The sequence below is a fragment of the Faecalibacterium sp. BIOML-A4 genome, assembly GCF_009679665.1.
In the GTDB taxonomy this organism is placed as follows: Bacteria; Bacillota; Clostridia; order Oscillospirales; family Ruminococcaceae; genus Faecalibacterium; species Faecalibacterium taiwanense.
This window is the reverse complement of the sequence record NZ_WKZG01000004.1, coordinates 109,503-134,586: the sequence shown is the minus strand read 5'-3', so window position 1 is coordinate 134,586 and position 25,084 is coordinate 109,503. Positions and strand designations below refer to the sequence as shown.

Annotated in this window: 25 protein-coding genes, 2 tRNA genes and 1 riboswitch; of the genes, 14 read left to right on the top strand and 13 right to left on the bottom strand. The window is 57.5% G+C overall.

Annotated features, from left to right (window positions below; translation table 11 throughout):
- The first annotated feature begins 189 nt into the window (after nucleotides 1-189).
- Complete coding sequence (gene yfcE, locus GKG34_RS04340) at nucleotides 190-735, top strand: phosphodiesterase (protein WP_005945659.1); 546 nt, start codon at nucleotides 190-192, stop codon at nucleotides 733-735.
- Entirely contained in the window at nucleotides 735-1,571 is an 837-nt protein-coding gene (locus GKG34_RS04335; protein ID WP_154255679.1) for a DNA glycosylase, read from the top strand. Before yfcE ends, GKG34_RS04335 begins: the two co-directional genes overlap by 1 nt.
- A gap of 92 nt (nucleotides 1,572-1,663) precedes the next feature.
- On the opposite strand, the gene bilS is transcribed toward GKG34_RS04335, so the two are convergent.
- From bilS to GKG34_RS04320, 3 genes are all read right to left on the bottom strand, one after another.
- Complete coding sequence (gene bilS / locus GKG34_RS04330; protein WP_005945663.1) at nucleotides 1,664-2,155, bottom strand: flavodoxin family protein BilS; 492 nt, start codon at nucleotides 2,153-2,155, stop codon at nucleotides 1,664-1,666.
- A 63-nt stretch (nucleotides 2,156-2,218) separates the two neighbouring features.
- Nucleotides 2,219-2,294, bottom strand: a tRNA-Ala gene (locus GKG34_RS04325).
- Nucleotides 2,295-2,435: 141 nt separating this feature from the next.
- Nucleotides 2,436-3,065 (bottom strand): energy-coupled thiamine transporter ThiT, encoded by a 630-nt coding sequence (locus GKG34_RS04320; RefSeq protein ID WP_097775318.1) that lies wholly within the window; start codon nucleotides 3,063-3,065, stop codon nucleotides 2,436-2,438.
- An 82-nt stretch (nucleotides 3,066-3,147) separates the two neighbouring features.
- A riboswitch (TPP riboswitch) is annotated at nucleotides 3,148-3,247 on the bottom strand.
- A 110-nt stretch (nucleotides 3,248-3,357) separates the two neighbouring features.
- Here GKG34_RS04320 and GKG34_RS04315 point away from each other — a divergent pair.
- The gene (locus GKG34_RS04315) at nucleotides 3,358-3,606 is read left to right on the top strand and encodes a sporulation transcriptional regulator SpoIIID (protein WP_005945675.1); all 249 of its coding nucleotides are present in this window, start codon (nucleotides 3,358-3,360) and stop codon (nucleotides 3,604-3,606) included.
- A 50-nt stretch (nucleotides 3,607-3,656) separates the two neighbouring features.
- Here GKG34_RS04315 and sigG read toward each other — a convergent pair whose 3' ends face one another.
- The 3 genes from sigG to GKG34_RS04300 all read right to left on the bottom strand — a co-directional run bounded on the left by sigG (nucleotide 3,657) and on the right by GKG34_RS04300 (nucleotide 6,573).
- Complete coding sequence (gene sigG, locus GKG34_RS04310) at nucleotides 3,657-4,424, bottom strand: RNA polymerase sporulation sigma factor SigG (protein WP_154255663.1); 768 nt, start codon at nucleotides 4,422-4,424, stop codon at nucleotides 3,657-3,659.
- 556 nt (nucleotides 4,425-4,980) lie between these two features.
- Complete coding sequence (locus GKG34_RS04305) at nucleotides 4,981-5,685, bottom strand: sigma-70 family RNA polymerase sigma factor (protein ID WP_005945695.1); 705 nt, start codon at nucleotides 5,683-5,685, stop codon at nucleotides 4,981-4,983.
- Nucleotides 5,686-5,733: 48 nt separating this feature from the next.
- Nucleotides 5,734-6,573, bottom strand: a complete 840-nt coding sequence (locus tag GKG34_RS04300) for a sigma-E processing peptidase SpoIIGA (RefSeq protein ID WP_154255662.1) — start codon at nucleotides 6,571-6,573, stop codon at nucleotides 5,734-5,736.
- A gap of 248 nt (nucleotides 6,574-6,821) precedes the next feature.
- Here GKG34_RS04300 and GKG34_RS04295 point away from each other — a divergent pair, with 248 nt between their 5' ends.
- Nucleotides 6,822-7,232 (top strand): hypothetical protein, encoded by a 411-nt coding sequence (locus GKG34_RS04295; RefSeq protein WP_154255661.1) that lies wholly within the window; start codon nucleotides 6,822-6,824, stop codon nucleotides 7,230-7,232.
- Nucleotides 7,233-7,528: 296 nt separating this feature from the next.
- A tRNA-Ala gene (locus GKG34_RS04290) sits at nucleotides 7,529-7,604 on the top strand.
- 238 nt (nucleotides 7,605-7,842) lie between these two features.
- Here the strand turns inward: GKG34_RS04290 and GKG34_RS04285 are convergent.
- Together GKG34_RS04285 and GKG34_RS04280 are read right to left on the bottom strand one after the other, a co-directional pair.
- On the bottom strand, nucleotides 7,843-8,160 hold the full coding sequence (locus GKG34_RS04285; protein WP_097775322.1) for a type II toxin-antitoxin system RelE/ParE family toxin: 318 nt from the start codon (nucleotides 8,158-8,160) through the stop codon (nucleotides 7,843-7,845).
- Nucleotides 8,144-8,431, bottom strand: a complete 288-nt coding sequence (locus GKG34_RS04280; protein ID WP_097775323.1) for a type II toxin-antitoxin system Phd/YefM family antitoxin — start codon at nucleotides 8,429-8,431, stop codon at nucleotides 8,144-8,146. Before GKG34_RS04280 ends, GKG34_RS04285 begins: the two co-directional genes overlap by 17 nt.
- Before the next feature lie 324 nt (nucleotides 8,432-8,755).
- Between GKG34_RS04280 and GKG34_RS04275 the strand changes: the two genes are divergently transcribed.
- The 8 genes from GKG34_RS04275 (at nucleotide 8,756) to GKG34_RS04245 (ending at nucleotide 15,959) form a co-directional block, all read left to right on the top strand.
- Nucleotides 8,756-9,478, top strand: coding sequence for a LytTR family DNA-binding domain-containing protein (locus tag GKG34_RS04275; protein WP_173012943.1), 723 nt, complete (start codon nucleotides 8,756-8,758; stop codon nucleotides 9,476-9,478).
- A 19-nt stretch (nucleotides 9,479-9,497) separates the two neighbouring features.
- Entirely contained in the window at nucleotides 9,498-10,814 is a 1,317-nt protein-coding gene (locus GKG34_RS04270; RefSeq protein WP_242961887.1) for a GHKL domain-containing protein, read from the top strand.
- Between the two features lie 113 nt (nucleotides 10,815-10,927).
- A complete protein-coding gene (locus GKG34_RS16030) occupies nucleotides 10,928-11,053 on the top strand; it encodes a hypothetical protein (RefSeq protein ID WP_279235762.1) in 126 nt (41 codons plus the stop codon).
- A gap of 367 nt (nucleotides 11,054-11,420) precedes the next feature.
- Entirely contained in the window at nucleotides 11,421-12,080 is a 660-nt protein-coding gene (locus GKG34_RS04265; RefSeq protein WP_005945726.1) for an amino acid ABC transporter permease, read from the top strand.
- Nucleotides 12,061-12,735, top strand: a complete 675-nt coding sequence (locus GKG34_RS04260; RefSeq protein ID WP_005945729.1) for an amino acid ABC transporter permease — start codon at nucleotides 12,061-12,063, stop codon at nucleotides 12,733-12,735. Before GKG34_RS04265 ends, GKG34_RS04260 begins: the two co-directional genes overlap by 20 nt.
- A 6-nt stretch (nucleotides 12,736-12,741) precedes the next feature.
- The gene (locus GKG34_RS04255) at nucleotides 12,742-13,491 is read left to right on the top strand and encodes an amino acid ABC transporter ATP-binding protein (protein ID WP_154255659.1); all 750 of its coding nucleotides are present in this window, start codon (nucleotides 12,742-12,744) and stop codon (nucleotides 13,489-13,491) included.
- 72 nt (nucleotides 13,492-13,563) lie between these two features.
- Nucleotides 13,564-14,541: a substrate-binding domain-containing protein gene (locus GKG34_RS04250; protein ID WP_082210876.1), complete on the top strand. Its 978-nt coding sequence runs from the start codon at nucleotides 13,564-13,566 to the stop codon at nucleotides 14,539-14,541.
- A 134-nt stretch (nucleotides 14,542-14,675) separates the two neighbouring features.
- A complete protein-coding gene (locus tag GKG34_RS04245) occupies nucleotides 14,676-15,959 on the top strand; it encodes an amidohydrolase family protein (protein ID WP_044954202.1) in 1,284 nt (427 codons plus the stop codon).
- Between the two features lie 47 nt (nucleotides 15,960-16,006).
- Here the strand turns inward: GKG34_RS04245 and GKG34_RS04240 are convergent, their stop codons facing one another.
- The 4 genes from GKG34_RS04240 to GKG34_RS04225 form a co-directional block, all read right to left on the bottom strand.
- On the bottom strand, nucleotides 16,007-16,759 hold the full coding sequence (locus GKG34_RS04240) for a hypothetical protein (RefSeq protein ID WP_005945740.1): 753 nt from the start codon (nucleotides 16,757-16,759) through the stop codon (nucleotides 16,007-16,009).
- 308 nt (nucleotides 16,760-17,067) lie between these two features.
- On the bottom strand, nucleotides 17,068-18,822 hold the full coding sequence (locus tag GKG34_RS04235) for a hypothetical protein (RefSeq protein ID WP_005945746.1): 1,755 nt from the start codon (nucleotides 18,820-18,822) through the stop codon (nucleotides 17,068-17,070).
- Complete coding sequence (locus GKG34_RS04230; protein ID WP_005945749.1) at nucleotides 18,822-19,742, bottom strand: MoxR family ATPase; 921 nt, start codon at nucleotides 19,740-19,742, stop codon at nucleotides 18,822-18,824. The genes GKG34_RS04235 and GKG34_RS04230 overlap by 1 nt, the downstream gene beginning before the upstream one ends.
- Before the next feature lie 201 nt (nucleotides 19,743-19,943).
- Nucleotides 19,944-21,974 (bottom strand): FAD-binding protein, encoded by a 2,031-nt coding sequence (locus tag GKG34_RS04225; protein WP_044954203.1) that lies wholly within the window; start codon nucleotides 21,972-21,974, stop codon nucleotides 19,944-19,946.
- A 160-nt stretch (nucleotides 21,975-22,134) separates the two neighbouring features.
- On the opposite strand from GKG34_RS04225, the gene GKG34_RS04220 reads away from it, so the two are divergent.
- Nucleotides 22,135-23,058 (top strand): LysR family transcriptional regulator, encoded by a 924-nt coding sequence (locus GKG34_RS04220; RefSeq protein WP_005945754.1) that lies wholly within the window; start codon nucleotides 22,135-22,137, stop codon nucleotides 23,056-23,058.
- A 213-nt stretch (nucleotides 23,059-23,271) separates the two neighbouring features.
- On the opposite strand, the gene GKG34_RS04215 is transcribed toward GKG34_RS04220, so the two are convergent.
- Nucleotides 23,272-25,083: an ABC transporter ATP-binding protein gene (locus GKG34_RS04215; protein ID WP_044954204.1), complete on the bottom strand. Its 1,812-nt coding sequence runs from the start codon at nucleotides 25,081-25,083 to the stop codon at nucleotides 23,272-23,274.
- Between the last annotated feature and the right edge of the window lies 1 nt (nucleotide 25,084).

The following is a 25,084-nucleotide window of genomic DNA, read 5'->3' as shown; positions in this document are numbered from 1 at the left end:
TCATTGTGTGGCGAAAAGTAGCATACTGCTGTAAAAATCCACACGAATTTTATTAACTGTAGGATAACACGGCTTCCGGCAGATGTCAAGAGGTCAAACGAATAAAGTATGACTTTTATAGACTTGACCATTTTTCACCGGGAGGCTAAAATAAAAATAGATACTTTATAAAATAAGGAGAATCCTGCCATGAAATGGATGATCGCATCCGACCTGCACGGGTCGGCGTTTTATTGCAAAAAAATGATCAAAGCGTTTGAGCGGGAGAGAGCAGATCGGCTGCTTTTGCTGGGGGATCTTTTGTATCACGGCCCCCGCAACGACCTGCCGGAGGGTTATGCCCCGAAGGAGGTCATCCCGCTCCTGAACGGGCTGAAGCCGGCGCTTTTGTGCGTGCGGGGCAACTGTGACGCTGAGGTGGATCAGATGGTGCTGGATTTTCCCATTCTGGCCGACTATGCGGTGCTGCCGGTGGGCAGGCGGCTCGTTTACGCTACCCACGGTCATGTGCACAACCTGAAGAACCTGCCACCGCTGGCTCCGGGGGATGTCCTGCTGCATGGCCACACCCACATTCCGGCGTGGACAGAGTTCGGCGAAGGCAATCTCTACCTGAACCCCGGTTCTGTGAGCATCCCGAAGGAGGGGAGTGCACATAGCTATATGACACTGGAAGGGGAGACCTTCCTTTGGAAAACGCTGGAAGGCGAAGTGTACCGGGAGCTGGAGCTGTGATGGGGGCAATGGAGCTGGAAGAGAAAACGGTTCAGATCCGGGATGATTTCGACCCGGACAAAATTCTGGAAAGCGGCCAGTGCTTTCGCCCCCGGAAGCAGGCGGAGGGCTGGTATCGGTTTGTTTCCGGGGGACAGCTGCTTTACCTCAGACCACTGCGCAGCGGAACCTACACGGTGCGGTGTGAGCCGGGCGCATGGGAAACCTTCTGGCACGGTTACTTCGACCTTGGCCGCAGCTATGCCGCCCTGCGCGGAAAGCTGGACAGCCGGGACGACTTTCTGCAGCGTGCCATGGAATATGGCCGGGGCATCCGGGTGCTGCGTCAGGATGAGTGGGAGATGCTGGTCAGCTTCATCATCTCGCAGCGAAAGAGCATCCCGGCTATCCGCAGGGCGGTAGAGCTGCTTTCGGAGCGGTTTGGCGAGCGGCTGGGCAGCGATAGCGAAGGGCCGGTGTATGCGTTCCCGACAGCAGAAGCGCTCTGCTGTGCCGGGGAGCAGGCGCTGCAGGAGTGCGGCCTTGGCTACCGCACCCGCTACGTGCTGCATGCGGCGCAGCAGGCGGCAGAGGGCACACTGGACCTGAAGAAGCTGGCTTCCCTGCCCGATGAAGCACTTTTTGCCCGTTTGATGGAACTGGACGGTGTGGGCAAAAAGGTGGCAAACTGCGTGTGTCTGTTCGGCTATGGCCGTGTGGGCCGTGTGCCGGTGGATGTCTGGATCGAACGGCTCATCCGGGACGAGTTTGCCGGGCAGGACCCGTTCCCGCAGTTCGGGCTGGAAGCAGGCATCGTGCAGCAGTACCTGTTCTTTTATAAAAGAAGCGTGGGATAAGAACCGCGGAGCCGCAGGCAGGAGCGTAGGACCATCCGCTAAGCAAAAAAGGCAACGGCTTCCTCTGTTTGAGGAAAACCGCTGCCTTTTGATCATTTTACTGCCTGCTTTAACCGTTCCAGATCTTCTGCATCCGGGTGAGAAAGGGCGTTGTCAAAATTCTCGATCAGTGCATCCAGATTGGGCAGATGGATCGGCTGCTTTTTCATGCCCTCATACCGCTGGCGTACCGAAAGCGGCATCTTGCCCTGACACATATAACGGCCGAAGACCGTGTTGCTCCTGTCCAGTGAACGCTCCACCTTTTTCAGGATCTTGTTGAAATACTCCTCACTGCCGCCAAAGCCGGCGGTGCCAAAAAGGAAGATATTTTTGCCGTGCAGCTGCTTCAAAAAGTCCAAAGTGCTTTCGTCAGCGTTTCCCTTGTCTGTCCAGAAGCCCACATAGAGGTCGTCTGCTTCCATGGCAGCAGGGTCCGGGGTGCCAAAATAGCAGCAGTTTTCCTGTGGCAGACAGGCGTGCAGCGTGTCTGCCAATAATTTTGTGTTGCCTGTTTTACTGCTGAATACGATCGCGTAGCTCATAGTTTCTCCTTTGGTCGGTAACAACAAAAAACACCACACGTTTCCGTGCGGTGCTTTTCCTTCTGGTGGAGAATACCGGGATCGAACCGGTGACCTCTTGCATGCCATGCAAGCGCTCTCCCAGCTGAGCTAATCCCCCAGATGTTTGTGCCGTGCCTGACGACAGGAGTAATTATACCAGCGCTTTGCCGGATTGTCAACAGCTTTTTTGGGATTTTCTGCAAAAAAATTCCCGCCGGGGAAATGCCCTTCCCGGCGGGAAAAATGACTGCGAAAAAACTTACGCTCTTGCGTTCTGCGGGTCGAAGATCTGCGGTGCGACACGGATCAGGATCACCACAAGGACCGTGGTCAGAATGGCTTCGGGCAGCATGTAGGTGGCGTTGTACACGGCACTGTACAGCCAGCACAGACCGTCCACGCTCATGTTGGAGATGCCGGGAAAGCCGATTTCGGTCATCCAGCTGAAAGCGTAGTCGTAGTCCTTCCAGACGATGTAACCGGACAGAAAGCTGCACAAAAAGCGCAGCAGGCACACCACAAAGGCGCTGACACCGACACCCACGGTGCGGCTGCGGAAAGGCTTTGCGATCAGGCAGGCAAAGCCCAGAACCGTGAAGGCCAGAAGGTAGTCCAGCAGCACGCAGCCCACCTGTGCCGTGAGGGTCTGGCAGTATGCCAGATTGCCAAGGCCCTGCACAAGCTGGATCAGGCTGTTGACGAAAGCGGTCATGATGCCCCACTTTGCGCCGTGGCGGTAGCTCATTACCAGAATGGGCACCATGCTGAACAGGGTGATGGAACCGCCGTGGGGCATGAGCGGGATCTGGATCATGCTCAAAACGGTGGACAGGGCGATCATCAGCGCACCCTCCACCAGAATGCGGGTTTTGGAATAGGTTTTGGTCATAGGGATTCCTCTTCTCAGAACAATAGTACACAAAAACAAAATGCGCCCGCTTTCCAGCAGGCGCACGGGGTTTGTGAAAGAACGGACAGTTCTGCAAACTCCCACGCCGGCATTGTCCGGTCAGGTAAAAGGGTACTCCGCAAAACGCGGATCTCAGCCTTTCGGCACCCCTGTTTTTATGTCCATGCAAAAGTATAGCGCGTCCGGCGCAAAAGTCAAGCCCCGGCGGAACATATCTGCCCCGGCCTGTGCATAGGCTGTACCATAAGTTCACAATGGGAGGAGTCTGGATATGAAGGGAGACCCCGAACAGAGGGCGGTACAGCTGGGCGAATATATCGCGGCCAACCGGGCCACAGTGCGTGCGGCGGCAGCGGTGTTCGGGTGCAGCAAGTCCACCGTGCACAAGGATGTTGCGGTGCGGCTGCGGACGCTGCAGCCGGAGCTGTTCCGGCAGGTGCGGGCGGTTCTGGCCTGCAATAAGGCAGAGCGGCATCTGCGCGGCGGTGCGGCCACCCGGCGCAAATACAGCCGCAGATAAAAGACGGCACACTTCCGAACAAAACGGAAGCTGTGCCGCCTTTTTTAGGTTCAGTCCCGGGTGCGGAACTGGCTCAGTGCGCCTTTTTCCAACCGGCTGACCTGTGCCTGACTGATGCCGATCTCCTGTGCCACCTCCATCTGGGTCTTGCCCTGCAGGTAGCGCAGCTCCATGATCCGCTTTTCCCGCGGGGTCAGCCCGGCCACGGTCTGCCGGAACTGCAGCCCGCTGATCCAGCTGTCCTCGCCGTCCGGGTCCCGCACCTGATCGATCACATACATCGCATCGCCGCCATCGGTGTACACCGGCTCTTCCAGACTGATCGGCTCCACCACCGATTCCAGCGCCGCCGTCACTTCCCGGCGGGTGAGCCCGGCGCTCTGGGCAATCTCGTCCATGGTCGGCTCGCGGCCAAGCTGCTTTTCCAGCGCTTCGCGGCTCTGCATGGCCCGGTAGGCGGTATCCCGCAGGCTGCGGCTCACCCGCAGGGCATTGTTGTCCCGCAGAAAACGCCGGATCTCGCCAATGATCATGGGCACGCCGTAGGTGGAGAAGCGCACCGGCTGGGCGGGGTCAAAATGATCGATGGCCTTGATCAGGCCGATGCACCCCACCTGAAACAGGTCGTCCAGATTTTCGCCGCGCTGGGCGAACCGCTGCACCACGCTGAGCACCAGCCGCAGGTTGCCTTCCACCATTTGTTCCCGGGCTGCTGCATCACCGGCGTGGGCGCGGGCCAGCAGCTCCCGTTTTTCGGCTTCGGTCAGCACAGGCAGCTTTGCAGTGTTCATGCCGCACAGCTCCACTTTGTTGTACATCCAAACGCCCCCGGTCTGTTTTGATCTTCACCGGGAGTATGGGATGCGCAGCGGCATTGTATGCGTGGAAAAAACTGTGCGCTTTCCCGTTTGGCAGGAAAGCGCGGCAAAATATTGTTTTTTGTGCGGATCTATGATATGCTGTATTTGCGGCGGCAACGCCGCCATCAGGCGCTGTGCCCACAAACGCAGGCGGCTAGTCCTTACCGGTACTTGGGTGCCGGCTAAAGACGATTTTTTCTTGAAGATCTCGTTCTCCCCGGATGTCCAAGGGCGGAAAGGGGGGATGCACCATGACGTTCGAACAGGTCGTGCTTCTGCTCACGCTTCTCGGCGGAGCAATCTACGTTACGTTTGAAATTACATGGACTGTTTCTCACAGTGATGACAAAAAGAAAAAATGACCGCCTCGAGTCCCAATCCGAGCGGTCATCTTTTCTTGACTAATCCGGTAAGGAACTAGCCGTTTGCAGGGCCAGCGCCTTTTGTAGCTTTATTATACGCGAATCAGCGTGGATTGTCAAGCCCAGCGGGCGGCAGTCCGCGTTTTTTCACCTCACTCGTTTTCCAATTGTACTTTTAAGGTGTGGATGATCCGTTTTTCCAGCCGGGAAATGTAGCTTTGGCTGATGCCCAGTGCGTCGGCGGCCTCCTTCTGGGTGCGCTCAATGCCGTCCGCCAGACCAAAGCGCAGCTCCATGATCTGCCGTTCCCGCGGGGACAGGCTGTCCACGGCCCGGCGCAGCACGGCACGCTCCGCATCCTGCTCCAGCCGCTGGCTGATCTGGTTCTCATCACTGCCCAGAATATCAGAAAGCAGCAGCTCGTTGCCGTCGCCATCCACGTTCAGCGGTTCGTCGATGCTGGCTTCCTGACGGCGGTTGGAGCTTTTGCGTAAGTACATCAGAATTTCATTGCCGATGCAGCGGCTGGCGTAGGTGGCCAGCTTGATGCTGCGCTCCGGCGTGAAGGTGTTCACCGCCTTGATCAGCCCGATGGTGCCAATGCTGATCATGTCCTCGGCAGGCACACCGCTGCTTTCGTACTTTTTGGCAAGATACACCACCAGCCGCAGGTTGTGGGTGATCAGGTCGTCCCGGGCAGCGGCATCGCCTGCAGCCATACGGGAGAGCAGGACCTTTTCCTGTTCCGGGGTCAGGGGCGGGGGCAGGCTGGGCGCGCCCGCCAGAAAATGTGCGCCGCCGCAATAGCCCAGCCGTGCAAGGAGCCAACGCCAGAACCGGTGCAGAACATGAAACATGAATACCCCTCCTGTACATCTATAGATATCGATCGCATCAAACGCTTCTCAGCGGATGCCCAGCTGTACGGCCAGTTCGCTGCCCAGCAGAGCTGTCCATGGCTGCTGTGTTTCCGGGCGGCAGAATGCGGCCAGAATGCCCGCTGCACTGCCTTTGCTGGTGCGCAGGGCCTTGGCCGGAACGGCAGGCAGCACGCAGTGCCCGGCAATGGTGGTGCAGGGCACCAGCCGCACCCGCAGCTCCGGCGGCGGTGCCGTGCCGCAGGCAAAATAACGGTCCAGAAATGTGCGCAGCTCCTGCGGCAGGGCGCTGCGCACGGCAGGATAATAGACCAGAACCACTGCCTGCCCGGTCAGCGGGTCCTGCACTGAGAAGCCGGTGTCGCAGAAAGCCTGTACGGAGAGGACTGCACCTTCCAGCTCCAGCACAGCGGCAAAGCAGCGGGTGCCTGCACGGCCAAAGCAGAACAGTACGCCGCGCAGCACGGCAAGCACTGCACCGCAGCACAGCAGCAGCCGGCCCGGAGACAGCGGCAGATAGACGCAGAGATTTGCGCTTTGCACTCCGGGCAGCAGCACGGCTCCGCACAGCAGCAGGTTCAGCAGCAGATACCACATACACAGCTGCACAAAATTGCGCAGGCCCGGCACACCGTAAGCCGCAGCTACAGCAGCACAGCAGGTGAACACCTTATAAAGGAAAGCTGCAGGGCCGGGCAGCTCCGGCAGCAGAATGCCCAGCGAAGCTGCTGCCGCTGCCGCACTGCCCGCCATCAGCCGCAGACCGCTGCACTGCCGCGCACACAAAAGCCCTGCGCCCAAAAGCAGTGCTGCTGCGGCCAGAAAGTTCGTCAGCAGCAGTTCGTCCAGATAGATCACGGTTTTCATACACGATCCCTTTCAAATTCCAGTATCTTCCAATTCTGCAAAAAACCATGTCGCTGTGTGCAAAAAAGCGGCTTCTGTAAGAATTTTGAGACCGGATTTTCACAGTCTATCACATTTTTCACATTTTTTTCAAAAAAGTACTTGAACATTTCTGGAAAGTGTGGTATATTATTGCCATCCTAGTAAGGGACGTAAGCCAAACAAATGGCTTGCAAATATCTTTCTAAATTTGAAGGGAGAAATTCATTATGATGATGCCTGCAAACTTCTCTGCTGTTGCAGAAAACGAGATGACCTACGTTGTTGGTGGTAGCCTGGTTGATGTCCTGGCTCCTGCTATGAAGACTGAGAACTGGCAGAACGTTTCCGCTAACGTGATCAAGATCGTTGGCAACTCTTTCCTGGATGCGTACACCAACTCCATTCTGAGCCAGCTGTTCGATGGCAACTACGTTCCCGGCGATGTGATCGGCTTCTCTGTTAAGAATCTGGATAAGGCTTACAACAAGGGCTACAACACCTTCGGCGGCAACTGGGGCTTTGCTGTTGGCGCTCTGAACGCTGGCATGCAGATCCTGGGCGGCCTGTCCGCTATCTACACCCTGGGCAGCGGCTCCGTCGGTCTGGAAACTAAGAAAGGCACTCTGCCCACTCTCTAATAACTAATCTTTCCTGAATAGGATAGATAGTTTGATTTGACATAGCGTTTGTTGTGTCAGGTAAAAGAGCTAGAGAGGCCCCGCACAAGACAAGCAATTGTTTTGTGCGGGGTTTTTGTTTGCATAAAAACGTAGCAGGCTGTGGGAAAACGGCGCAGGGATGGAATGAGAATAACCCATTCAAAAACAATTTCCCGATGGCAGACAAACTGCTGCAGAATTTTTCAAAAAATAGTTGACAACTCCCGGATGTGCTGATATAATAAATCACGTCGTCAGGCACGGCACGAACATCTGGGGGATTAGCTCAGCTGGGAGAGCGCTTGCATGGCATGCAAGAGGTCACCGGTTCGATCCCGGTATTCTCCACCAAATCAGAAAGGCATCACACATTGTGTGGTGCCTTTTTTGTTGTTGCCAAACGAGTGAGGGCTTAGCTCACCCAGGGGAGCGCCGTGCATGGACTGCAAGAGGGTCACCGTGATCAGAATCGGCCCGGTAATCTCCACCAAAAAGCACTGTACTTCGTAGGAAGTATGGCGCTTTTTTTATACAGACGCAGAAAAAGGCGGGAGCTTCCCACAAAAGGGAAAGCCACCGCCTTTGTTGATCATCGGATGAGCCAGCCGTAATCCTGTCTGCAATCTACCACATGATCTGCATAAACCGTATGATCTACGATCTGGAAGATAAGCATATAGCGTTTTTCAAACAAGATAAATCGGTAAGCATTTTTAGGAATGTATTCGCCTTTGAGCCATGGGCAGCGCTGCGGCATCTGCTCCAGAGATTTTGCAGCCTTTTCAAATTCCACTGTAAGCCGCTCTGCTGCTGCAGGGTTGACCTGTGCCAGAAATGCGGCGTGGGACACCAGCATCTGAGCAGCCCGTGCTGACACGATCACGCGGTATTTATTTTGCTGCTCCATGTCCGGCGGCCTCCTTGATCGCACTGCGCATCATGGAAGTGACCTCGTCGATCGAATAGCCCTCGCTTCCACGCATCCGGTCCTCTTCCACGGAAAGCAGCTCTTCGCGGAGCTTCAGCATTTTTTCACGGCGGTTGTAGGTTTCGATGTCCATGACGACCAAGTCACCCTCGCCGTTTTTGGTGAGAAAAATCGGCTCAGCGGTTTCTCTGCACAGATCGGCGATCTCGTTGTAGTTCTGACGAATCGCTGCAGATGGACGGATATTCATAAAAGCACCTCCTGCTCCTGAACGATCTATAATAGTAAAATTCTAATTATATTATATCCATATTGTGCAACGAAGTCAATGCGAACAGCTGTCACTTCGTTCTCCGGTTCGATCCCGGTATTCTCCACCAGATCAGAAAGGCATCACACATTGTGTGGTGCCTTTTTTGTTTTGCATTGCAGCAGGAAAACACAAAAAAATTTCTGCCCACTGCCGCAACCTGCGCGAAACGGGCTGTTTTGTGCGCGAATGGCAGACCACGGAAGGCGGAACTTGTGCTATAATATAAAAAACAGGGAAGCAGAAGGAACAGGGGGTGCAGCAATGAACCTGCAGACGGCGATCGTGGAAGACAGCAAGCCGGATGCCGAACGGTTGAAACAGCTGCTGAAAAAGGCATTTGAAAATGAGAACATATCCTGCAGCTGTTTTGCCAGCGGAGATGAATTTTTGCGGGCCGGCTGGCGCGAAGGGTATCAGGTGGTGTTTCTGGACATCTGCATGGAGGGCACCAATGGCATTGAGACGGCGCAGCGGCTGCGTGCGGCCGACCCGGACCTGCTGATCGTGTTTGTGACATCCTCGCCAGAGTACGTGTGGGATGCCTTTCCGGTACATCCATTCGATTATCTGCTCAAGCCTTATAAGGAAGAAAAGTTTGAGCAGCTGGCAGGGGAGCTGCGGCGGGTGCTGTGCCGCCAGCAGCCGGAGCTGGAGGTGCGCATTGCCCGGCAGATCGTGCGGCTGCCGCTGACCAAGATCTACTATGCTACGGCACAGAACCATTATGTGCGTGTGGTCACGGATGACGGCGAGTGCCGGGCCACGGCAAATTTTGCACAGGTGCAGGAACAGCTTCAGACCCAGCCGGAATTTCTGGTGTGCAACCGCGGCGTGATCATCAACATGTCCAAGGTGCTGCGGTTTGAGGGTGACTGCATTGAAATGCTGGATGGGACCCATCTGCCGGTGCGGCAGAAGGACAAAAACAGCCTGCTTGCCCAATTTACGCAGTACCAGTTCCGTGGTATGCAGCGGGAATTCTGACCCGGAAAGGAGAGCGCTTGTGAATTTTGCATTGTTTGGACGTTTTTTTCTGGAATTTGCAATGATGTATCCGGCAGAATACCTCTGCCTTGCCTCGCTGCAGGAGCACTTGCGTGCACCGCGTAAAACCTATGCCATCGGTGCGTCGGCGATCACACTGATGGGTCTGGCTGGCGCAGCGGTGTGCTGCATGCTGGACATGGAAACGAATTTCCTGCTCATCCCGCTGCTCATCATCAGCTTCTGGCTGCTGCGCTGGCGCACCGACCGGGAAGTATCGATCAGCCAGACCATGTTTCTGTTCTCCGTGTCGGCAGTGATGATGTCTGTGTGCACCCTGCTTGCCATTGTGCTGAACGCGGAAGCTGAGCTGGACAATGCACAGCCGGTGTTTCTGCCCAGCACCTCGGTCATCTGCCTGACCCTCTCGGTGATACTCAGCGCCATCTTCCGTTTTACGGCAGTGCGCTGGAGCCGGTGGCTGCTGCAGGAGTACCACGGCGAAGCCTTCTGGGAGTCGGCATGGCCGCTGCCGGCACTATACGCGGCGTTTCTGGTGTTCTGTATGCCGAAGGAGATCGGCGTCATCCTGATGAACCGCATCCGCATCATCGCGGTGCTGGCAGTGAGCATCTCGCTGCTGGGCATCTTTCTGCTGCTGTACGAGATGTACCGCGTGGCAAAGGAGTATGCCCGCAGCTCCCAGCTGGACCGCGAAAACCAGCTGCTGGCCGTGGAGTCCCGCCGCTATATGGAGCTGCGCAGCTATCTGGAACAGACCCGCCACCTGCGGCACGATTTCCGCCAGCACCTGCATGTGATCTCCGGCCTGACCGAGGCCGGGCGGCTGGATGAACTGAAAAGCTACCTGAGCCAGTACGAGAGCGAACTCAGCGATGCCAGACCCACCTTGTGCGTCAACGCTGCGGTGGATGCGCTTGCCGGCCACTACGACTACGAGGCCCGGAAACAGGGCATCCAGATCGAATGGAAGCTGGAACTGCCCAAGCTCCTGCCCCTGCCGGAGGCCGACCTGTGCACCATTCTTGGCAACCTGCTGGAAAATGCGCTCCATGCCAGCCAGAAGCTGCCGCCGGAAGAACGGCAGATCAAGGTGCTGGCCCGGATGCTCAGCCCGGCCATGATGGGCCTGATGGTGGAGAACCGCTATGACGGCGTGCTGAAAAAGCAGGGCGGCGTTCTGCACTCTACCAAGCATGACGGACAGGGCATCGGCCTTGTTTCCGTCGAAACTGCCGTGCACAGGTATCACGGCAATCTGACGGTGGAAACGGGCGGCAACGTTTTCCGGGCCAATGTGCTGCTGAACCTGTAAAATATTCCTGCCCCAAGGCACCGGCTTTTTTGCACAAGCCGGTGCCTTTTGGCTGCACTTTTCCCGGGAAATCATGATACTTATTTATAAAAGAAAAGGCAGGAGGGGAGCATATGGCAGCAGAAAGCAAAACCGGCTGTTTCTTAAACTTTCCTAAAAAATCTTTATCCGGCCCTCCCCCGACGGGAGGGCTTTTTGCTGTCCGCACGACGCATACGGTCAAGTTGAAAAATGAATAAAATTTACATATAGAATGATATGATTTTAGGCTGAATGAGCAAAGAATCGAAAGAAGTCCCATAATCATATTGACATAATGGGTAATAGGGTGTAAACTACGTGCATCGGGTCGAGCAAATCCGAAAATTGAGATCATTCAGGGAGGAAACGGCTATGATGTGTTGTTGCGCAATGTGTTGTTGTACCGCAAACGTTTCCCGGACCGGCCGCCCTGCAGTATGGTATGCCGTGTGAGCATATCTGCATATTCTGTGTGGGAACACGCAGAAGGATCTGTCGCTGACCGCCTGGGAGCTTACTTGAAGAGGGAGCTTCCGGGCGTTTTGTTTTGACCCGCAAATCAGGATACAAGGGAGGAATCCGGCAATGGACTGGAATGCGATCCAGCAATATTTGCCGCTCTACCAGAAGGCCGCTGTACTTACCGTGCGGCTGGGCGTTGCAGGCATCATTTTTGCCATCATCATTGGCCTTGCCTGCGCAGTGATCCAGTATGACAAGGTGCCCGTTCTGCGGCAGATCGTGGGTGTTTACATCCAGCTGTCCCGCAACACACCGCTGCTGGTGCAGCTGTTCTTCATTTATTATGGCCTGCCCAAGGTGGGCATCCGCACCAATGCCGAGATCTGCGGCATTGCCGGTCTGGCGTTTCTGGGCGGAAGCTACATGGCCGAAGCGTTCCGCAGCGGTCTGGAAGCCATTGAGCCCATCCAGACCGAGAGTGCCTACAGCCTTGGCATGAACCGCTGGCAGACCATGCGCTACATCATTCTGCCGCAGGCCATGTCCACCAGTATGCCGGCTTTCATGGCAAATGTGATCTTCCTGCTCAAGGAGACCAGCGTGTTCAGCGCCATCAGCCTGATGGACCTGATGTTCACGGCAAAGGATCTCATCGGCATGTACTCCAAAACCATCGAATGTCTGTTCCTGCTGGTGGTGTTCTACCTTATCATTCTGCTGCCGGTGTCCATTGTGGGCAGCCTGATCGAAAGGAGGCTGCGCTATGCTGGATTTGGGTCTTGATGTCCTGTTCAAGGGCAAAAACATGGCCCGCCTGCTGGGCGGCCTTGGCGTTGCACTCAAGATCAGCGCCGTCTCGGTGATCATCAGCCTGCCGCTGGGCATCCTGCTGGGCGTGCTCATGACCTCCCGCAACCCCGTTATCAAGGCGGTTCTGCGGCTTTATCTGGAGTTCGTCCGCATCATGCCGCAGATGGTGCTGCTGTTCCTCGTTTACTTCGGCACCACCCGTGCCTTTGGGTGGAACCTTTCCGGCGAGACGGCATCCATCATCGTGTTTGTGCTGTGGGGCACCGCAGAAATGAGCGACCTTGTGCGCGGTGCGCTGATCGCCATTCCGAAGCACCAGTATGAGAGCGCCGAGGCCCTTGGCATGAGCCGTGCGCAGACCTACTGGTACATCATCATTCCGCAGACGGTGCGCCGCCTGATCCCGCTGTCCATCAACCTGATTACCCGCATGATCAAGACCACCAGCCTTGTGCTGATGATCGGTGTGGTGGAAGTGATCAAGGTAGCACAACAGATCATCGAGGCCAACCGCACCGCCAGCCCCAACGCAGCGTTTGGCATTTATCTCACGGTTTTCGTGTTATATTTCTTCGTATGCTGGCCCATCAGTCTGCTGGCATCCTATCTCGAAAAGAAATGGAAGTGACCGTACATGGCAGAACCTATTTTGACTGTTGAACATCTGATCAAGGCCTATGGCGAGACCCCCGTGCTGGATGATATCAGCTTTGCTGTCAAGCCCGGCGAGGTCATCGTGGTGGTCGGCCCTTCGGGCTGCGGCAAAAGCACCCTGCTGCGCTGTCTGAATGGTCTGGAGCCCACCCAGAGCGGCCGGGTGCGGCTGGGCAATGAGACCGTTGCCTACGGCGGTAAAAATCTGACTCAGCTGCGCCAGCGCATCGGCATGGTGTTCCAGAGCTACGAGCTGTTCCCGCACATGACGGTGCTGGACAATGTGCTTCTGGCACCCACCAAGGTGCAGAAGCGCCCCAAAGCGGAAGTGCAGCAGGAGGCCGAAGCTCTGCTGGACCGTGTGGGCCTGCTTGTCAAGAAAAACAGCTACCCGCGGGAGCTTTCCGGCGGCCAGAAGCAGCGCGTTGCCATCGTACGCGCACTGTGTATGCACCCGGAGATCCTTCTGTTTGACGAAGTGACCGCTGCCCTTGATCCGGAAATGGTGCGCGAGGTGCTGGACGTTATGCTGGACCTTGCCAAGCAGGGCAAGACCATGATCATCGTCACCCACGAAATGCAGTTTGCCCGTGCCATTGCCAACCGTGTCATCTTTCTGGATGGCGGCAAGATCGTGGAAGAAGCTGCACCGGCCGAGTTCTTTGACCGGCCCAAGACCGAGCGCGCGCAACGCTTCCTGCGCACCTTCACGTTTGATGCTGTGAAATGAGTCACAGATCAAGATAAAGGCTGCGGGTGTTCCGCAGCCAAATGGGAAAGATTTTGTAAAGGAGTAATCATTATGAAACAGTCTAAGATTTCTCGTCGTTCCTTCCTGCTGGGTCTGGGCGCAGTTTCCGCTGCCGCTGTTCTGACCGCATGCGGCGGCTCTTCTTCTGCTTCTACTGCAACTGCAGCATCCGGCAGCAGCGTGGTCTACCGCACTCTGGATCAGATCAAGGAGTCCGGCACCATCAACATCGGCGTGTTCTCCGATAAGAACCCGTTCGGCTATGTGGACGAGAACGGCGAATATCAGGGCTATGATGTCTACTTTGCACGCCGTCTGGGCGAGGATCTGGGCGTAGAGATCAACTTCGTTTCCACCGAGGCTGCCAACCGCATCGAGTACCTGCAGACCGGCAAGGCGGATGTGATCCTGGCAAACTTCACCGTGACCCCGGAGCGCGCAGAGGAAGTGGACTTTGCTCTGCCTTACATGAACGTGGCTCTGGGTGTCATTTCTCCGGACAGCAACGTTATCACCACTCTGGACAACTGGAACGCTGACGACCAGATGATCGTCATTTCCGGCACCACCGCCGAGACCTACCTGACCAAGGAGTACCCCGACATTCCGCTGCAGAAGTACGATTCCTATGCAACGGCCAAGAATGCACTGGAGAACGGCAACGGCGTGGCATGGGCCAACGATAACACCGAGGTCATTGCATTTGCAAAGCAGAACACCGGCTACACGGTCGGCATTCCCTCTCTGGGCAGTCAGGACACCATTGCTCCCGCAGTGAGCCAGGGCAACACCACCGTTCTGGATTGGCTGAACGAGGAGATCAAGGCTCTGGGCGAGGAGAACTTCTTCCACAAGGACTATGAGGAGACTCTGGTGGATACCTACGGCCTTGACTATGAGGATGAGCTGGTCGTTGAGGGCGGCGTGACCGGCGGCGCAGATGCCGCATCCAGCGAAGCTGCTTCTTCGGAAGCCGCATCTTCTGAGGCTGCTGCTTCCGAAGCAGCTTCCAGCGCAGCCGCACAGTAAATAAAAACACCGAGCGGGCAGGAGAGGGCTGAACCTTTCCTGCCCGTTTTTGCATTGCACCATCTGCCGGAACGTGCTATACTGGAATAAAACAACTCCTGTCCGAAAAATCTGAAAAAGAGAGGATGTTCCCAATGAAACGTGCCTATACGAACGGGATCCTGCTGGATGGCACCGAGCAGATGCAACCGGAAGCGCACAAGATCCTGCTGACCGAGGATGATAAGATCACTGCCATTGCCGACGAGGGCGTGGATCTGGACGGTTATGAGGTGATCGATCTGCACGGAGGCTATCTGTGCCCGGGCCTGATCAACCTGCATGTGCATCTGGCAGGCAACGGCAAACCCAGCGCAAAGCCGCGGGACAATGCTGCGCTGGTGCGCAAAATTCTGAGCAATGGCCTGACCCGTGCGGTGGCCTACAGGCTGGTATGCAGCTACGCGAAGATGGAACTGCTGGGTGGCGTGACTACCATCCGCACCGTGGGCGGCATTGCAGATTTTGACACCCGCTGCCGTGATGATGCTGCAGCTGGCAAGCTGCTGGCACCGCGCATCCTTGCTGCCAACGAAGGCATTTCGGTGCCGGGCGGACATATGGCAGGCTCGGTGGCGGTGGCAGCCCATAACAATGCCGAAGCACTTGCTCAGCTCAGAAAGGCCAGCGGCCAGAAGGTGGATCTTGTCAAGCTGATGATCACCGGCGGTGTGCTGGATGCTACGGAAAAGGGAACCCCCGGCGAGCTGAAGATGAAGCCGGAAATGGTCAAAGCCGTCTGCGACGAGGCCCACAAGCTGGGCTATACCGTGGCGGCACACACCGAGTCGCCAGAGGGCGTAAAGGTGGCGCTGGAAAACGGCGTGGATTCCATTGAGCACGGCGCAAAGATGGATGATGAGACCATCCGGCTATACAAGGAGCGGGGAGCCTTTGTGTGCACCACTATCTCCCCGGCGCTGCCCTACGCACTGTTTGATACGGCGGTTTCCGGTGCATCGGAAAAGGACCAGTATAACGGCAAGATCGTGTTTGACGGTGTGGTGGAAAGCGCAAAGACCGCCCTTGCCAACGGCATCCCGGTGGCCTTGGGCAATGACGTGGGCTGCCCCTACATCACCCAGTACGATTTCTGGCGGGAGCTGTGCTACTTCCACAAATACTGCGGTGTAAGCAACCAGTTCGCCCTGTACACGGCCACCCTGCGCAATGCTCAGCTGGCCGGAGTAGGAGACGTGACCGGTTCCATTGAGCCGGGCAAGAGCGCAGATTTTATTGTGACAAAGTACAACCCACTGGACGACCTGCGTGCGCTGCAGCATCTGGAACTGGTGGTCTGCCGCGGCCATGTGATCAAAAAGCCGAACCCCAAGCGGAACAAAACGGTGGATGCCCTGCTGGACCCGTACCTCGAATAATACCGAAAAAGCAAGGAGAGACGATCGGTCTTTCCTTGCTTTTTCGTTCACATGCCTGCCATCACGGCCATGATGCTTTGCCAGCTCTTGTTGCGGGCAGCGGGCACAGTGGTGCGGCGGCGTGCGGGCGCAGAGCCGGAAGAGACCGTATTCATGGCGGTCATCGGCACCGACGGATGGAAGAATACGGCTGTATCACCGGCCAGCCACTGGGCGGCAAGGCGGGCTGCCTGCGGGTCGGCCTGCAGGGTGCGGCGCTCGGCACCGGCCAGATGATCCGCCAGCCAGTAGAGGATGGCACCCAGCGGCAGGCTGGGCAGAACATCCTGACTCCAGTAGGTCCAGCGAGCACCGGCCCCTACAAAGCTCTCCACGGTAATAACGGCACCGGTGCGGGCGTTCTGCGGGATGCTGCCCCGATAATCGATACCGGCGCACTGGCGAAGCTCGGCGGTGATGCGCTGGGTGCGGGCCATCTCCAGCCTGTCCTCACGGCAGTAGGCGCGGAAATCGGTCTCGTCGATCAGGCCGTCGGCGCTGGAAGGGAAGCGGCCCACCAGCTGGCCATCGGCGTTGTGGCACAGCTGCCAGCCCTTGCGGAACAGCTGGAAGTTCAGGCAGCGGCGACCCATGGTGGAGTAGCACAGAATGGAGGTGCTCTCACCGGGCAGCTGCTTCAGCTCCAGGCAGGCATCGTTGCCGCAGGTGTCCTGCAGCTTTACCGTTAAAAGCAGCTGCGCACCGGGGTGCTGAGCTGACATAGCGTTGTGCATGGCATCAAAATAACGGTTGGCATCCATGATCGGTTCCCTCCTGAAACTATAACACAGCAGTTCGTTGTATAACGGATGGGCACTGCGCCAAACGACCCGGTGCACAACAGGCGGCTTACGCAGGAATGTTTTATTGACTGAACATAGTATAGCATACTTCACAACAAAAAACAACTATAAGTTTGCAGAAAAACAAAATATTTCCGCGCATCCTGCAACAGTGACCCGAAACATGGTTGTTGCAAGAGTGAATCAGTTGTGTTCTGTATCAAAAACAGCCCACAGACGGCAAGGCCAAAGCCTCCCATCTGTGGGCTGTTCTGGTAAAATATGGTTCAATCGCCCAGTTCACGGATCTCGTTCTGGATCAGCCGCCCGGCCGCGCGGGCCAGTTGGTCCATGCCGCGGATACGGGCCATGTTTTTGCCGTAGATCTGTGCAGCGGCACCGGCAGAGCTGTCCTCACCCATGAACACAGCCGACACCCGGATGCCCATGCGCTGCAGCGCACGCACCTGCGCGGCAGTGTCAGCCACACCGGCAGCGTCCTCGTAACCGCAGCCCAGCGGGTTTTCTGCACTGGGCGGGATGCGGCGGCTGTCGTTGGGCGAAGCGTCCGTCAGCACGATGAGCAGATGCCGCGGCGCAGGACCGGGCGCATACTGCAAAAGGTCGCCTGCGGCCCGCAGGGCAAGGCCGTCACGGTTCCAGCCGGAAGCAAAATATCGGTTGATGTTTTGCAGGTTTTTGTCTGCAAAACCTTTGAGCACCCGCAGTACGGTGTAGCCCCGCAGGCTGCTGAAGCTGGACACCCGCACCGGGATACCGCAGGCCGCAAGGCTCTGGGCCAAAATGGATCCTTGAGCCGCGATCACTTCCTGACAGTGCAGGCGGGAAGCGGATGCGTCCAATAAAAGGTCTACCGTAAAAGAGGGCTGGTTCTCTTCCTCGGCACACAAAAACACCCGGTCATCGTTCAAAAGTGGTGCGCGCCAGATGCGCCCAGCGTTCAGGTTGCCGCTGCGGGCAACACGGGCGTTGGGCTGCTGGTGCACAAGGATGCAGTTGCGGATCTGCTCGGTAAGCCGCAGCACCACACTGCGGTGCAGTTCCCGATTTTTGGCGTAATAAGCGCGGTTGCGGTCGGCCTGCAGCTCAGCCTGTTCAGCCAGATGCTTTGCTTCCGGTGTGGGAGCCTGCTCCGGGCTTGGCACACCGGCGCTGAACCACAAATGGCACCCCAGATGGTCGCCCACGCAAAGCTCCTGCTCAGCCTTGCGCAGCCGTTCCGGCGGGTAGAGAGAGCGGCCGAAGCAGCTTTCGATGTAGGCTCTGTCCTGCGCGGCATTCTGCTTCAGGGTGATGTGGGCCCGGCGCTTGTCCACCGCCAGCCCGCCGCCCACAGCATCCACGGAGCTTGAGTGCTCCACGGTCACGCGGTCGGTCTTGATCATCTGGGTGGGCATGGCTTTGGTGGCAAGCTTTGCCAGCAGGCCGTCCAGATGCAGATGCAAAGCTGCTCTCTGGTGCACAGTGCCGTCGAACAGGTTGAATTTTGCGTAGATCGATAAAATTTCGGCTTTCAGCTGTTCCGGCTCCGGCACATGCTCCGGGGCCAGCGCGGCGGCAAGGCCGGACTCGTAAGGGGTCATCACCGGGTCGGTGCGGCCCAGCACACGCCGCCAGCGTGCGGCCTGCATGGTGTAGACCAGCTGATTTTTTGCCATCCACTCCTGACGGGAGAGCTTGTATTGAATCGCAAAAAAGTAATCTGCATGGGCATGGCGCAGCGCTTCCAGAACCGGGCGGCGGGGCAGCTCCAGCCGATAGGCGGCGTTTTCCAGATACAGCCATGTCATGTCGTCCAGCATCGTCTGCCGCAGATCACCGTCCCATGCGTCAAAGACGCTGCGGATCAGCGCGTCACCGTAATATTTGTGGATGAGGCCCACGACCGTGTTCATGTAAAAATCGGTGGTGCCGTCGGTATAGCGGGCCAGAAACAGCGGCTCAAAGCCATAGGCTCCTGCAGCAGCCCAGACCTGATTGGCCGCACGCCGCTCCTGCGCGGTGTAACTCTGGGCGTCCATCAGCCAAAGAGCTTGGCGGCATCCAGCTTGGCCGGAATGCGCGCTGCGATCACATCACGGATCAGGCCCTGCTCATAGGAGTCAAAGGCTTTGTTGGTGATGCCCATATCCAGTGCCGCGCCTGCCGGGATGCCGCGCCGGATCAGCCGCAGGGCATCCAGCATACCGCGCAGATCCAGCGCCTTGGTGGAAATTTCCGCACTGTCGCACTTTTTCTGCAGGTCAAGGAACAACAGTGCAAACTGGCGCACATACTTGGAAGCAAGATCGGGGAACTGCGTCCGCAGCAGCTTTTCCAGATCGTCCTGCGTAATGGTGGGCATCTGGATGACCACGAAACGGGAGGTGAGGGCCTCGTTCAGCTCACGAGTGCCGGCATAGCCGTAGTTCATGGTGGCAATAAAGCGGGTCTCCTCCGCCAGCGGGATGCGGTCGTAGCCGGGCACATCGATGGCGCGGCGGAAATCCAGCACCGCGTGCAGCACGGCCAGCGCTTCGTTTTTGGCCATGTTGATCTCATCCAGCACACCAAAGCCGCCGCACTGGGCGCAGCGGTATACCGGGCCGGGCCGGAACACCACCTGACCGTCCGCAAAAGTGTCCATGCCGATGAGGGACGCCGCATCCATGTTCACATGGAAGGAGATGTCCCACGCAGGACGGCCAAAGGCGGCGGCAAGGTTCTCGGCCAGCACGTTTTTGCCGGTGGCTTTTCCGCCTGCCAGCAGCAGGTTTTCGCCGCAGAGCAGCGCCGCCAGCGCCTGCTCCCACACCTGTTTGCCATAGTAGGTAAAGGCAGGGGAAGGGATGCGCGGGCGCAGTGCGTCCGGCAGGGCATGGGCAGTGCGGTACTGTTGGACTGCTTCCAGCAGAGCGGGGTCTACCCCTTCCTGCTGCAGAGTTTCAAGGAGATCAGACATTTGTACAAACACCTCGATTTTGCCGGTTGTCTGGCACAAACCGGCTGTTCAGCTTTATCATAGCACAATCGTGGGGATTTGTGTAGGGGGCACGTGGCGAAAAAATGGCAAAGAGAGGCGGCCCCAAACAGGGACCGCCTCTCTTTATGAAGAAAGAAGAAATGGAAAAACGCTTAAGTTGTGCCGGAAAACCGCGCTGGATCAGGCGTTATCCAGACCAGCCATCTGCTTGACGGCCTTCATGGCGAAGGTCAGGGTGCGGCCCATGGCTACACCGGCCATCAGGCAGGGGTAGTTGTTGGCAAAGAAGCTGCCGGACATATCACCGGTGATATACAGGCCCTCCATGGGCTGATTGTTGTTGTCCAGCGCCTGACCCTTTTCGTTGATGGCAATGCCCTGCTCGGTGGTCAGCAGAGAGGCACCCAGCCAGCAGCCATAGAAGGGCGCGGTGCGGATGGCACTCAGGCGGTAAGCGGGCTTGCCGAAATCCTCATCGTTCTGCTTGTCGTACAGCTCATTGTAGCGCTCCACGGTAGCAAGGAAGGTGTCCTTGGCAGCACCGGTAAAGCCCATCTTGTCAGCCAGCTCGTCCAGCGTATCGCACTTGAACAATGCCCCGGCCTCAATAGCCTCGTCCATCTTACCCTGAATGTACTTCTCGCCGCCGTTGCGGGTCTGGGCAGAGCAGCCGATGGTGTGGAAACGTTTTGCGTCCTCCAGAATGTTGGCATCGCAGATCTGTGCGTAGACGCGGCCCGGCTGGTGGGCGGCAGCGTAGACGATATCGTTGTAGGGGCAGCTCTCGTTGGCAAAGCGCTCGCCGTTGCGGTTCACCTTCAGGAAGGGCTGGGTACCGGGGTTGTACTGGCGGATCTTGCCGGGGAAGGCCTTGCCGCCAAAGGCAGTGTCGCTATCCACATAGCCGCCATCCACGCCGGGGGCAACAACGCCGCGGTCAAACAGCATGGGAGCGGCTTCCTTGTCCAGATTAGCACCGGCCCATACAGCAGCGCGGATGCCGTAGCCCTTGTCGGCGGGGGAGTAGGAGCAGGCGGTGGTCACGCTGGTGCCAAGCGGGTCCAGCTGCTCCATCATGTAGGGGTTGCCGGGGAAACCGCCGCAGGCCAGCAGCACGCCCTTGTTGGCGTTGTAGCGGATAAAGTGGTCATCCTCGGTGCTCTGGGCGATGATGCCGGTAATGCGGCCCTCGCTGTTCTTTTCCAGCTTGGCCAGACTGGTCTTGAAGTCCACATCGTAGCCCAGCTCCTGAATGTACTGCAGCAGCAGCTCATTACGGGGCAGGCCGGATGCGCTCTCGCTGGCCATGTAGTTGTGCTCCTGCACAGGGTAGAGGTAGTCGGTGTTGTGCTCGGCATTCTCTGCAGGCCATGCAGCCTCGCTGCCGGAGGTGAAATCGCATACCCAGCCGTACTTATCTTCCAGAATGCTGCGCATGAAGTCGTGCATGGCGGCAGACTCGTTGATCCAGGTCTTGACAACGCGCTGATCGCACTTGCCGGAGGCGTAGCGGGAGATCTCGCTCAGCAGCTTTGCCTTATCGGTGGCGGGTTCGCCAGCCTCCTTAGCGGCAGCAGAATCAACAGCGCCGTACCAGTGACGGGTGTCCTGCACGTTGGCGTTCTGCTCGATAACACGGAAGTTCAGGCCGTTGGCAGCAGCATAGGCGGCAGCGAACATACCGCCGTTGCCTGCACCCACAATGAGAATGTCGGTGTCCACGGTCTCAGTGATGGCAGTCTCGTCGATATCAGGCTCTTTGCCCAGCCAGTCGTTTGCGTCGCCTGTGGGCAGCTGCACGCTGGACACCACGGCCTCACCCTTTGCCTGTGCGTAGCAGCTCTTGGCAGCCTTCATCACGGCATCGGAGGTGATGGTAGAGCCGGAAACGCCGTCGATCTCGGCAGAACCGGCAGCCATCAGCTGCTCACGCAGCTCATCGGCAGCGGCAGCGCCGAAAGAAGCGGTCTCGCCGGAGGTGTCCACCACCACGTCGGTGACAGTGCTGTCAGAGAAGGTCATGGTGACCTTGACGGTGGAGGAGATGCCCTCGGCGGTGCCCTCGTAGGTGCCGGGGATGTACTGACCGGCAGCACCGGAGGCAGTGGAGCCGGAGGCGGAATTGCAGGCAGCCAGTGCGCCGGCAGTGACACCGCTCATGGCGGCGGCAGCGGCGATCTTCAGAAAGCCCTTGCGGGAAATCTTGTTCATAGGTACGCTCTCTTTCTCTTTTCTCTTCTTATCGTGCAGCAGGGTAAAAACCACTTTGCTGAATCTTTAACAATTGTAGCGTAGAGTGACGCACTTTACAATTCAATTATGTTATATTATAATTTATGAAATCCTAATGTAAGAAAGCGAGGATGCGCAGATGAACCAGAGTGCACTGGAAGGATTTGTGAAGATCGTAGAGATGGACAGTTTTTCGGCAGCAGCAGAGGCACTGTATCTTTCGCAGTCGGCGCTTTCGCAGCAGATCCGCACGCTGGAAGGGCAATTGCAGTTTGAACTGTTTCAGCATGTACCGCGCCGGGTGATCCTGACCCCGGCAGGCCGGGACTTTTACCCCAAGGCAAAGCAGTTGACGGCCTTGTATCAGGAGGCAGTGCGCCATGCCCGTGCGGTACAGCAGCAGGAAAATCCGCCGGAACGGCATCTGGTCATTGCATGGAGCCATGAGGCGATGCGGATGTTCGGGTACGACCTGTTTTCTCTGACGAACGAGCTGTGTCTGCAATACACGTCTATTATGATGCAGTGCGCCAGTCGCAGCGAGGTCTGGCGCAGCCTGAAAAAAGGGGACGCGGACCTTTCTTTCCAGTTGGAAAGTGCGGAATTTTACGCGCAGGGGTTCACTTTCATCCCGCTGCTTTATGTGCCGGAGCTGTGCATTCCCATCCACCCGCCCGCCGATATGCCGGTGGGCAGGCTGAGTCTGGAGCAGGCGCTGCAATACCGCTGGCTGCCCGTCAAAGAGATGTACCAGACCGTCTACGAGACCAGCCTGCTGCAGGAGGGGCTGGAGCGCGGAGTGAATTTTACGCCGGTGGGCGGCATCCGCAGCGCATCCTATGGGGATCCTGCGCTCAAGATGGTCCCGGCGGTCTATTACCGCAGGCCGGACCTCAGTTTTGTGCGGGTACTGGACTGGGGCAGGGGACACCGGTTCGGCGTCGTGCTGGGACAAAAGCGCGAGGACCCGTGGGTGATGGCCTATGTCCGCGCGGTGCAGCAGCTGCTGCCGTCCCTCTCGGAAAAGCTGTTCGGCCTGAAGCTGGAACCGGTGGAGGAATAAAGAAAAAAGAAAACCCTCTCAGGCGCATTCGCGCCAGCTCTCCCGAAGGGAGAGCTCTATTGCAGCTGACCGGTAACTGCTGAAAAGCTCCCCCTCTCGGGGGAGCTGGCATCGCGTAGCGATGACTGGGAGGGTAAACAAATAGCACCTGCTGCCTTCGGAAAGGAAGGCAGCAGGTGCTATTTTTGTGCTTATACTGCGATGACGGGCAGCTTACTCCACCACGTCCTCGAACTGGCTGTTGTACAGGTCGGCGTAGAAGCCGCCTGCTTCGATCAGCTGGTCGTGGGTGCCCTGCTCCACAATGTCGCCATCTCGCATCACAAGGATGAGGTCGGCGTCCCGGATGGTGGAAAGACGGTGTGCGATCACAAAGCTGGTGCGGCCCTCCATCAGGCGATCCATGGCGGTTTGGATGCGCTGCTCGGTGCGGGTATCCACACTGCTGGTGGCTTCGTCCAAAATCAGGATGCGGTTATCTGCCAGAATGGTGCGGGCGATGGTGAGCAGCTGTTTCTGGCCCTGACTCACGTTGGAAGCGTCTTCGTTCAGCTCCATCTGGTAGCCGCCGGGCAGGGTGCGGATGAAGTGGTCAGCGTTGGCAGCCTTGGCGGCGGCAATCACTTCTTCGTCGGTAGCATCCAGACGGCCATAGCGGATGTTCTCCATGATGGTGCCCTTGAACAGCCATGTGTCCTGCAGCACCATGCCGAAGCCCTCGCGCAGAGCGCTGCGGTCAAAGTCACGCACATCGTGGCCATTCAGGGTGATGGAACCGGAATCCACATCATAGAAGCGCATGAGCAGCTTGACCATGGTAGTTTTGCCCGCGCCGGTAGGGCCGACGATAGCCACCTTCTGGCCGGGCTTGACCTCACAGCTGAAATCGTGGATGACGGTCTTGTCCGGGGTGTAGCCGAAGCGGACATGACTGAATGTCACCTGACCGTTGATGCAGCCGGGGTCGGCCCGGCGGGCCGGGTCTGCCTGCTGATCCTCTTCCGGCTCGTTCAGAAACTCGAACACCCGCTCAGCGGCAGCGGCCATGCTCTGCAGCATGTTGGACACCTGAGAAAGCTGCTGGATGGGCTGGGTGAAGTTCTTGACGTACTGGATGAAGGCCTGAATGTCACCGATGGTAATGGTGCCGTTTGCCGCAAAAATGCTGCCCACGATGGCCACTGCCACGTAGCCCAGATTGCCCACAAAGTTCATAATGGGCATCATCAGGCCGGAGAGAAACTGGCTCTTCCATGCGGATTCGTACAGCTTATCGTTGGCGGCGTTGAAGTCGTTCAGCACCACGGCCTCACGGTTGAAGGCTTTGACCACGTTGTGGCCGGAGTAGACTTCTTCCACCTGACCGTTCACAACGCCCAGAATGGCCTGCTGTGCCTTGAAGTATTTTTGGCTGAACCGAACTACGATGAGCACCAGCACCAGCGAGACGGGCAGGATCAGCAGGGCGATCAGGGTCATCTTCGGGCTGATGGACAGCATCATGACCAGCACGCCGATCATGGTGGTCACACTGGTGATGAGCTGGGTGATGCTCTGGTTCAGGCTCTGGCCCAGCGTGTCCACATCGTTGGTGATGCGGGACAGCACCTCGCCCACGGTGCGCTTTTCAAAGTAGGCAAGGGGCAGGCGGTTGATCTTTTCGCTGATCTGCTTGCGGAAGTCGTAGCAGACTTTCTGGGAAAGGCCGGTCATGAGCCAGCCCTGAATAAAGCTGAAGGCGCTGCTCAGCAGGTACATGCCCAGCAAAAACAGCAGGATGCGGCCGATATACACAAAGTCGATGCTGCCGGTGCCGCGCAGCTTGGCGATCCAGCCGGTGGCAAGAGCCGTGGTGGCCTTTGCCAGCACCTTAGGGCCTGCAATATTGAAGATGGTAGAAAGAATGGCAAATACAATGGCGGTAACGAGCGAAAGGCGGTAGCGGCCAAGGTTGCGCACAAGCTGCAGCAGGGTGCCCTTGAAGTCCTTGGCGCGTTCGGTCGTCATGCGTCCGGGTCTTGGCATA

Coding starts and splice junctions, on each gene's coding strand:
- GKG34_RS04320 (WP_097775318.1), bottom strand. CDS start 3,065: ATGACCAAAACCTATTCCAAAACCCGCATTCTGGTGGAGGGTGCGCTG.
- bilS (WP_005945663.1), bottom strand. CDS start 2,155: ATGAGCTACGCGATCGTATTCAGCAGTAAAACAGGCAACACAAAATTA.
- GKG34_RS04245 (WP_044954202.1), top strand. CDS start 14,676: ATGAAACGTGCCTATACGAACGGGATCCTGCTGGATGGCACCGAGCAG.
- GKG34_RS04215 (WP_044954204.1), bottom strand. CDS start 25,083: ATGCCAAGACCCGGACGCATGACGACCGAACGCGCCAAGGACTTCAAG.
- yfcE (WP_005945659.1), top strand. CDS start 190: ATGAAATGGATGATCGCATCCGACCTGCACGGGTCGGCGTTTTATTGC.
- GKG34_RS04265 (WP_005945726.1), top strand. CDS start 11,421: ATGGACTGGAATGCGATCCAGCAATATTTGCCGCTCTACCAGAAGGCC.
- GKG34_RS04260 (WP_005945729.1), top strand. CDS start 12,061: ATGCTGGATTTGGGTCTTGATGTCCTGTTCAAGGGCAAAAACATGGCC.
- GKG34_RS04295 (WP_154255661.1), top strand. CDS start 6,822: ATGATGATGCCTGCAAACTTCTCTGCTGTTGCAGAAAACGAGATGACC.
- GKG34_RS04285 (WP_097775322.1), bottom strand. CDS start 8,160: ATGGAGCAGCAAAATAAATACCGCGTGATCGTGTCAGCACGGGCTGCT.
- GKG34_RS04315 (WP_005945675.1), top strand. CDS start 3,358: ATGAAGGGAGACCCCGAACAGAGGGCGGTACAGCTGGGCGAATATATC.
- GKG34_RS04220 (WP_005945754.1), top strand. CDS start 22,135: ATGAACCAGAGTGCACTGGAAGGATTTGTGAAGATCGTAGAGATGGAC.
- GKG34_RS04240 (WP_005945740.1), bottom strand. CDS start 16,759: ATGGATGCCAACCGTTATTTTGATGCCATGCACAACGCTATGTCAGCT.
- GKG34_RS04250 (WP_082210876.1), top strand. CDS start 13,564: ATGAAACAGTCTAAGATTTCTCGTCGTTCCTTCCTGCTGGGTCTGGGC.
- GKG34_RS04335 (WP_154255679.1), top strand. CDS start 735: ATGGGGGCAATGGAGCTGGAAGAGAAAACGGTTCAGATCCGGGATGAT.
- GKG34_RS04300 (WP_154255662.1), bottom strand. CDS start 6,573: ATGAAAACCGTGATCTATCTGGACGAACTGCTGCTGACGAACTTTCTG.
- GKG34_RS04280 (WP_097775323.1), bottom strand. CDS start 8,431: ATGAATATCCGTCCATCTGCAGCGATTCGTCAGAACTACAACGAGATC.
- GKG34_RS04225 (WP_044954203.1), bottom strand. CDS start 21,974: ATGAACAAGATTTCCCGCAAGGGCTTTCTGAAGATCGCCGCTGCCGCC.
- GKG34_RS16030 (WP_279235762.1), top strand. CDS start 10,928: ATGGCAGCAGAAAGCAAAACCGGCTGTTTCTTAAACTTTCCTAAAAAA.
- GKG34_RS04305 (WP_005945695.1), bottom strand. CDS start 5,685: ATGTTTCATGTTCTGCACCGGTTCTGGCGTTGGCTCCTTGCACGGCTG.
- sigG (WP_154255663.1), bottom strand. CDS start 4,424: ATGTACAACAAAGTGGAGCTGTGCGGCATGAACACTGCAAAGCTGCCT.
- GKG34_RS04255 (WP_154255659.1), top strand. CDS start 12,742: ATGGCAGAACCTATTTTGACTGTTGAACATCTGATCAAGGCCTATGGC.
- GKG34_RS04275 (WP_173012943.1), top strand. CDS start 8,756: ATGAACCTGCAGACGGCGATCGTGGAAGACAGCAAGCCGGATGCCGAA.
- GKG34_RS04230 (WP_005945749.1), bottom strand. CDS start 19,742: ATGTCTGATCTCCTTGAAACTCTGCAGCAGGAAGGGGTAGACCCCGCT.
- GKG34_RS04235 (WP_005945746.1), bottom strand. CDS start 18,822: ATGGACGCCCAGAGTTACACCGCGCAGGAGCGGCGTGCGGCCAATCAG.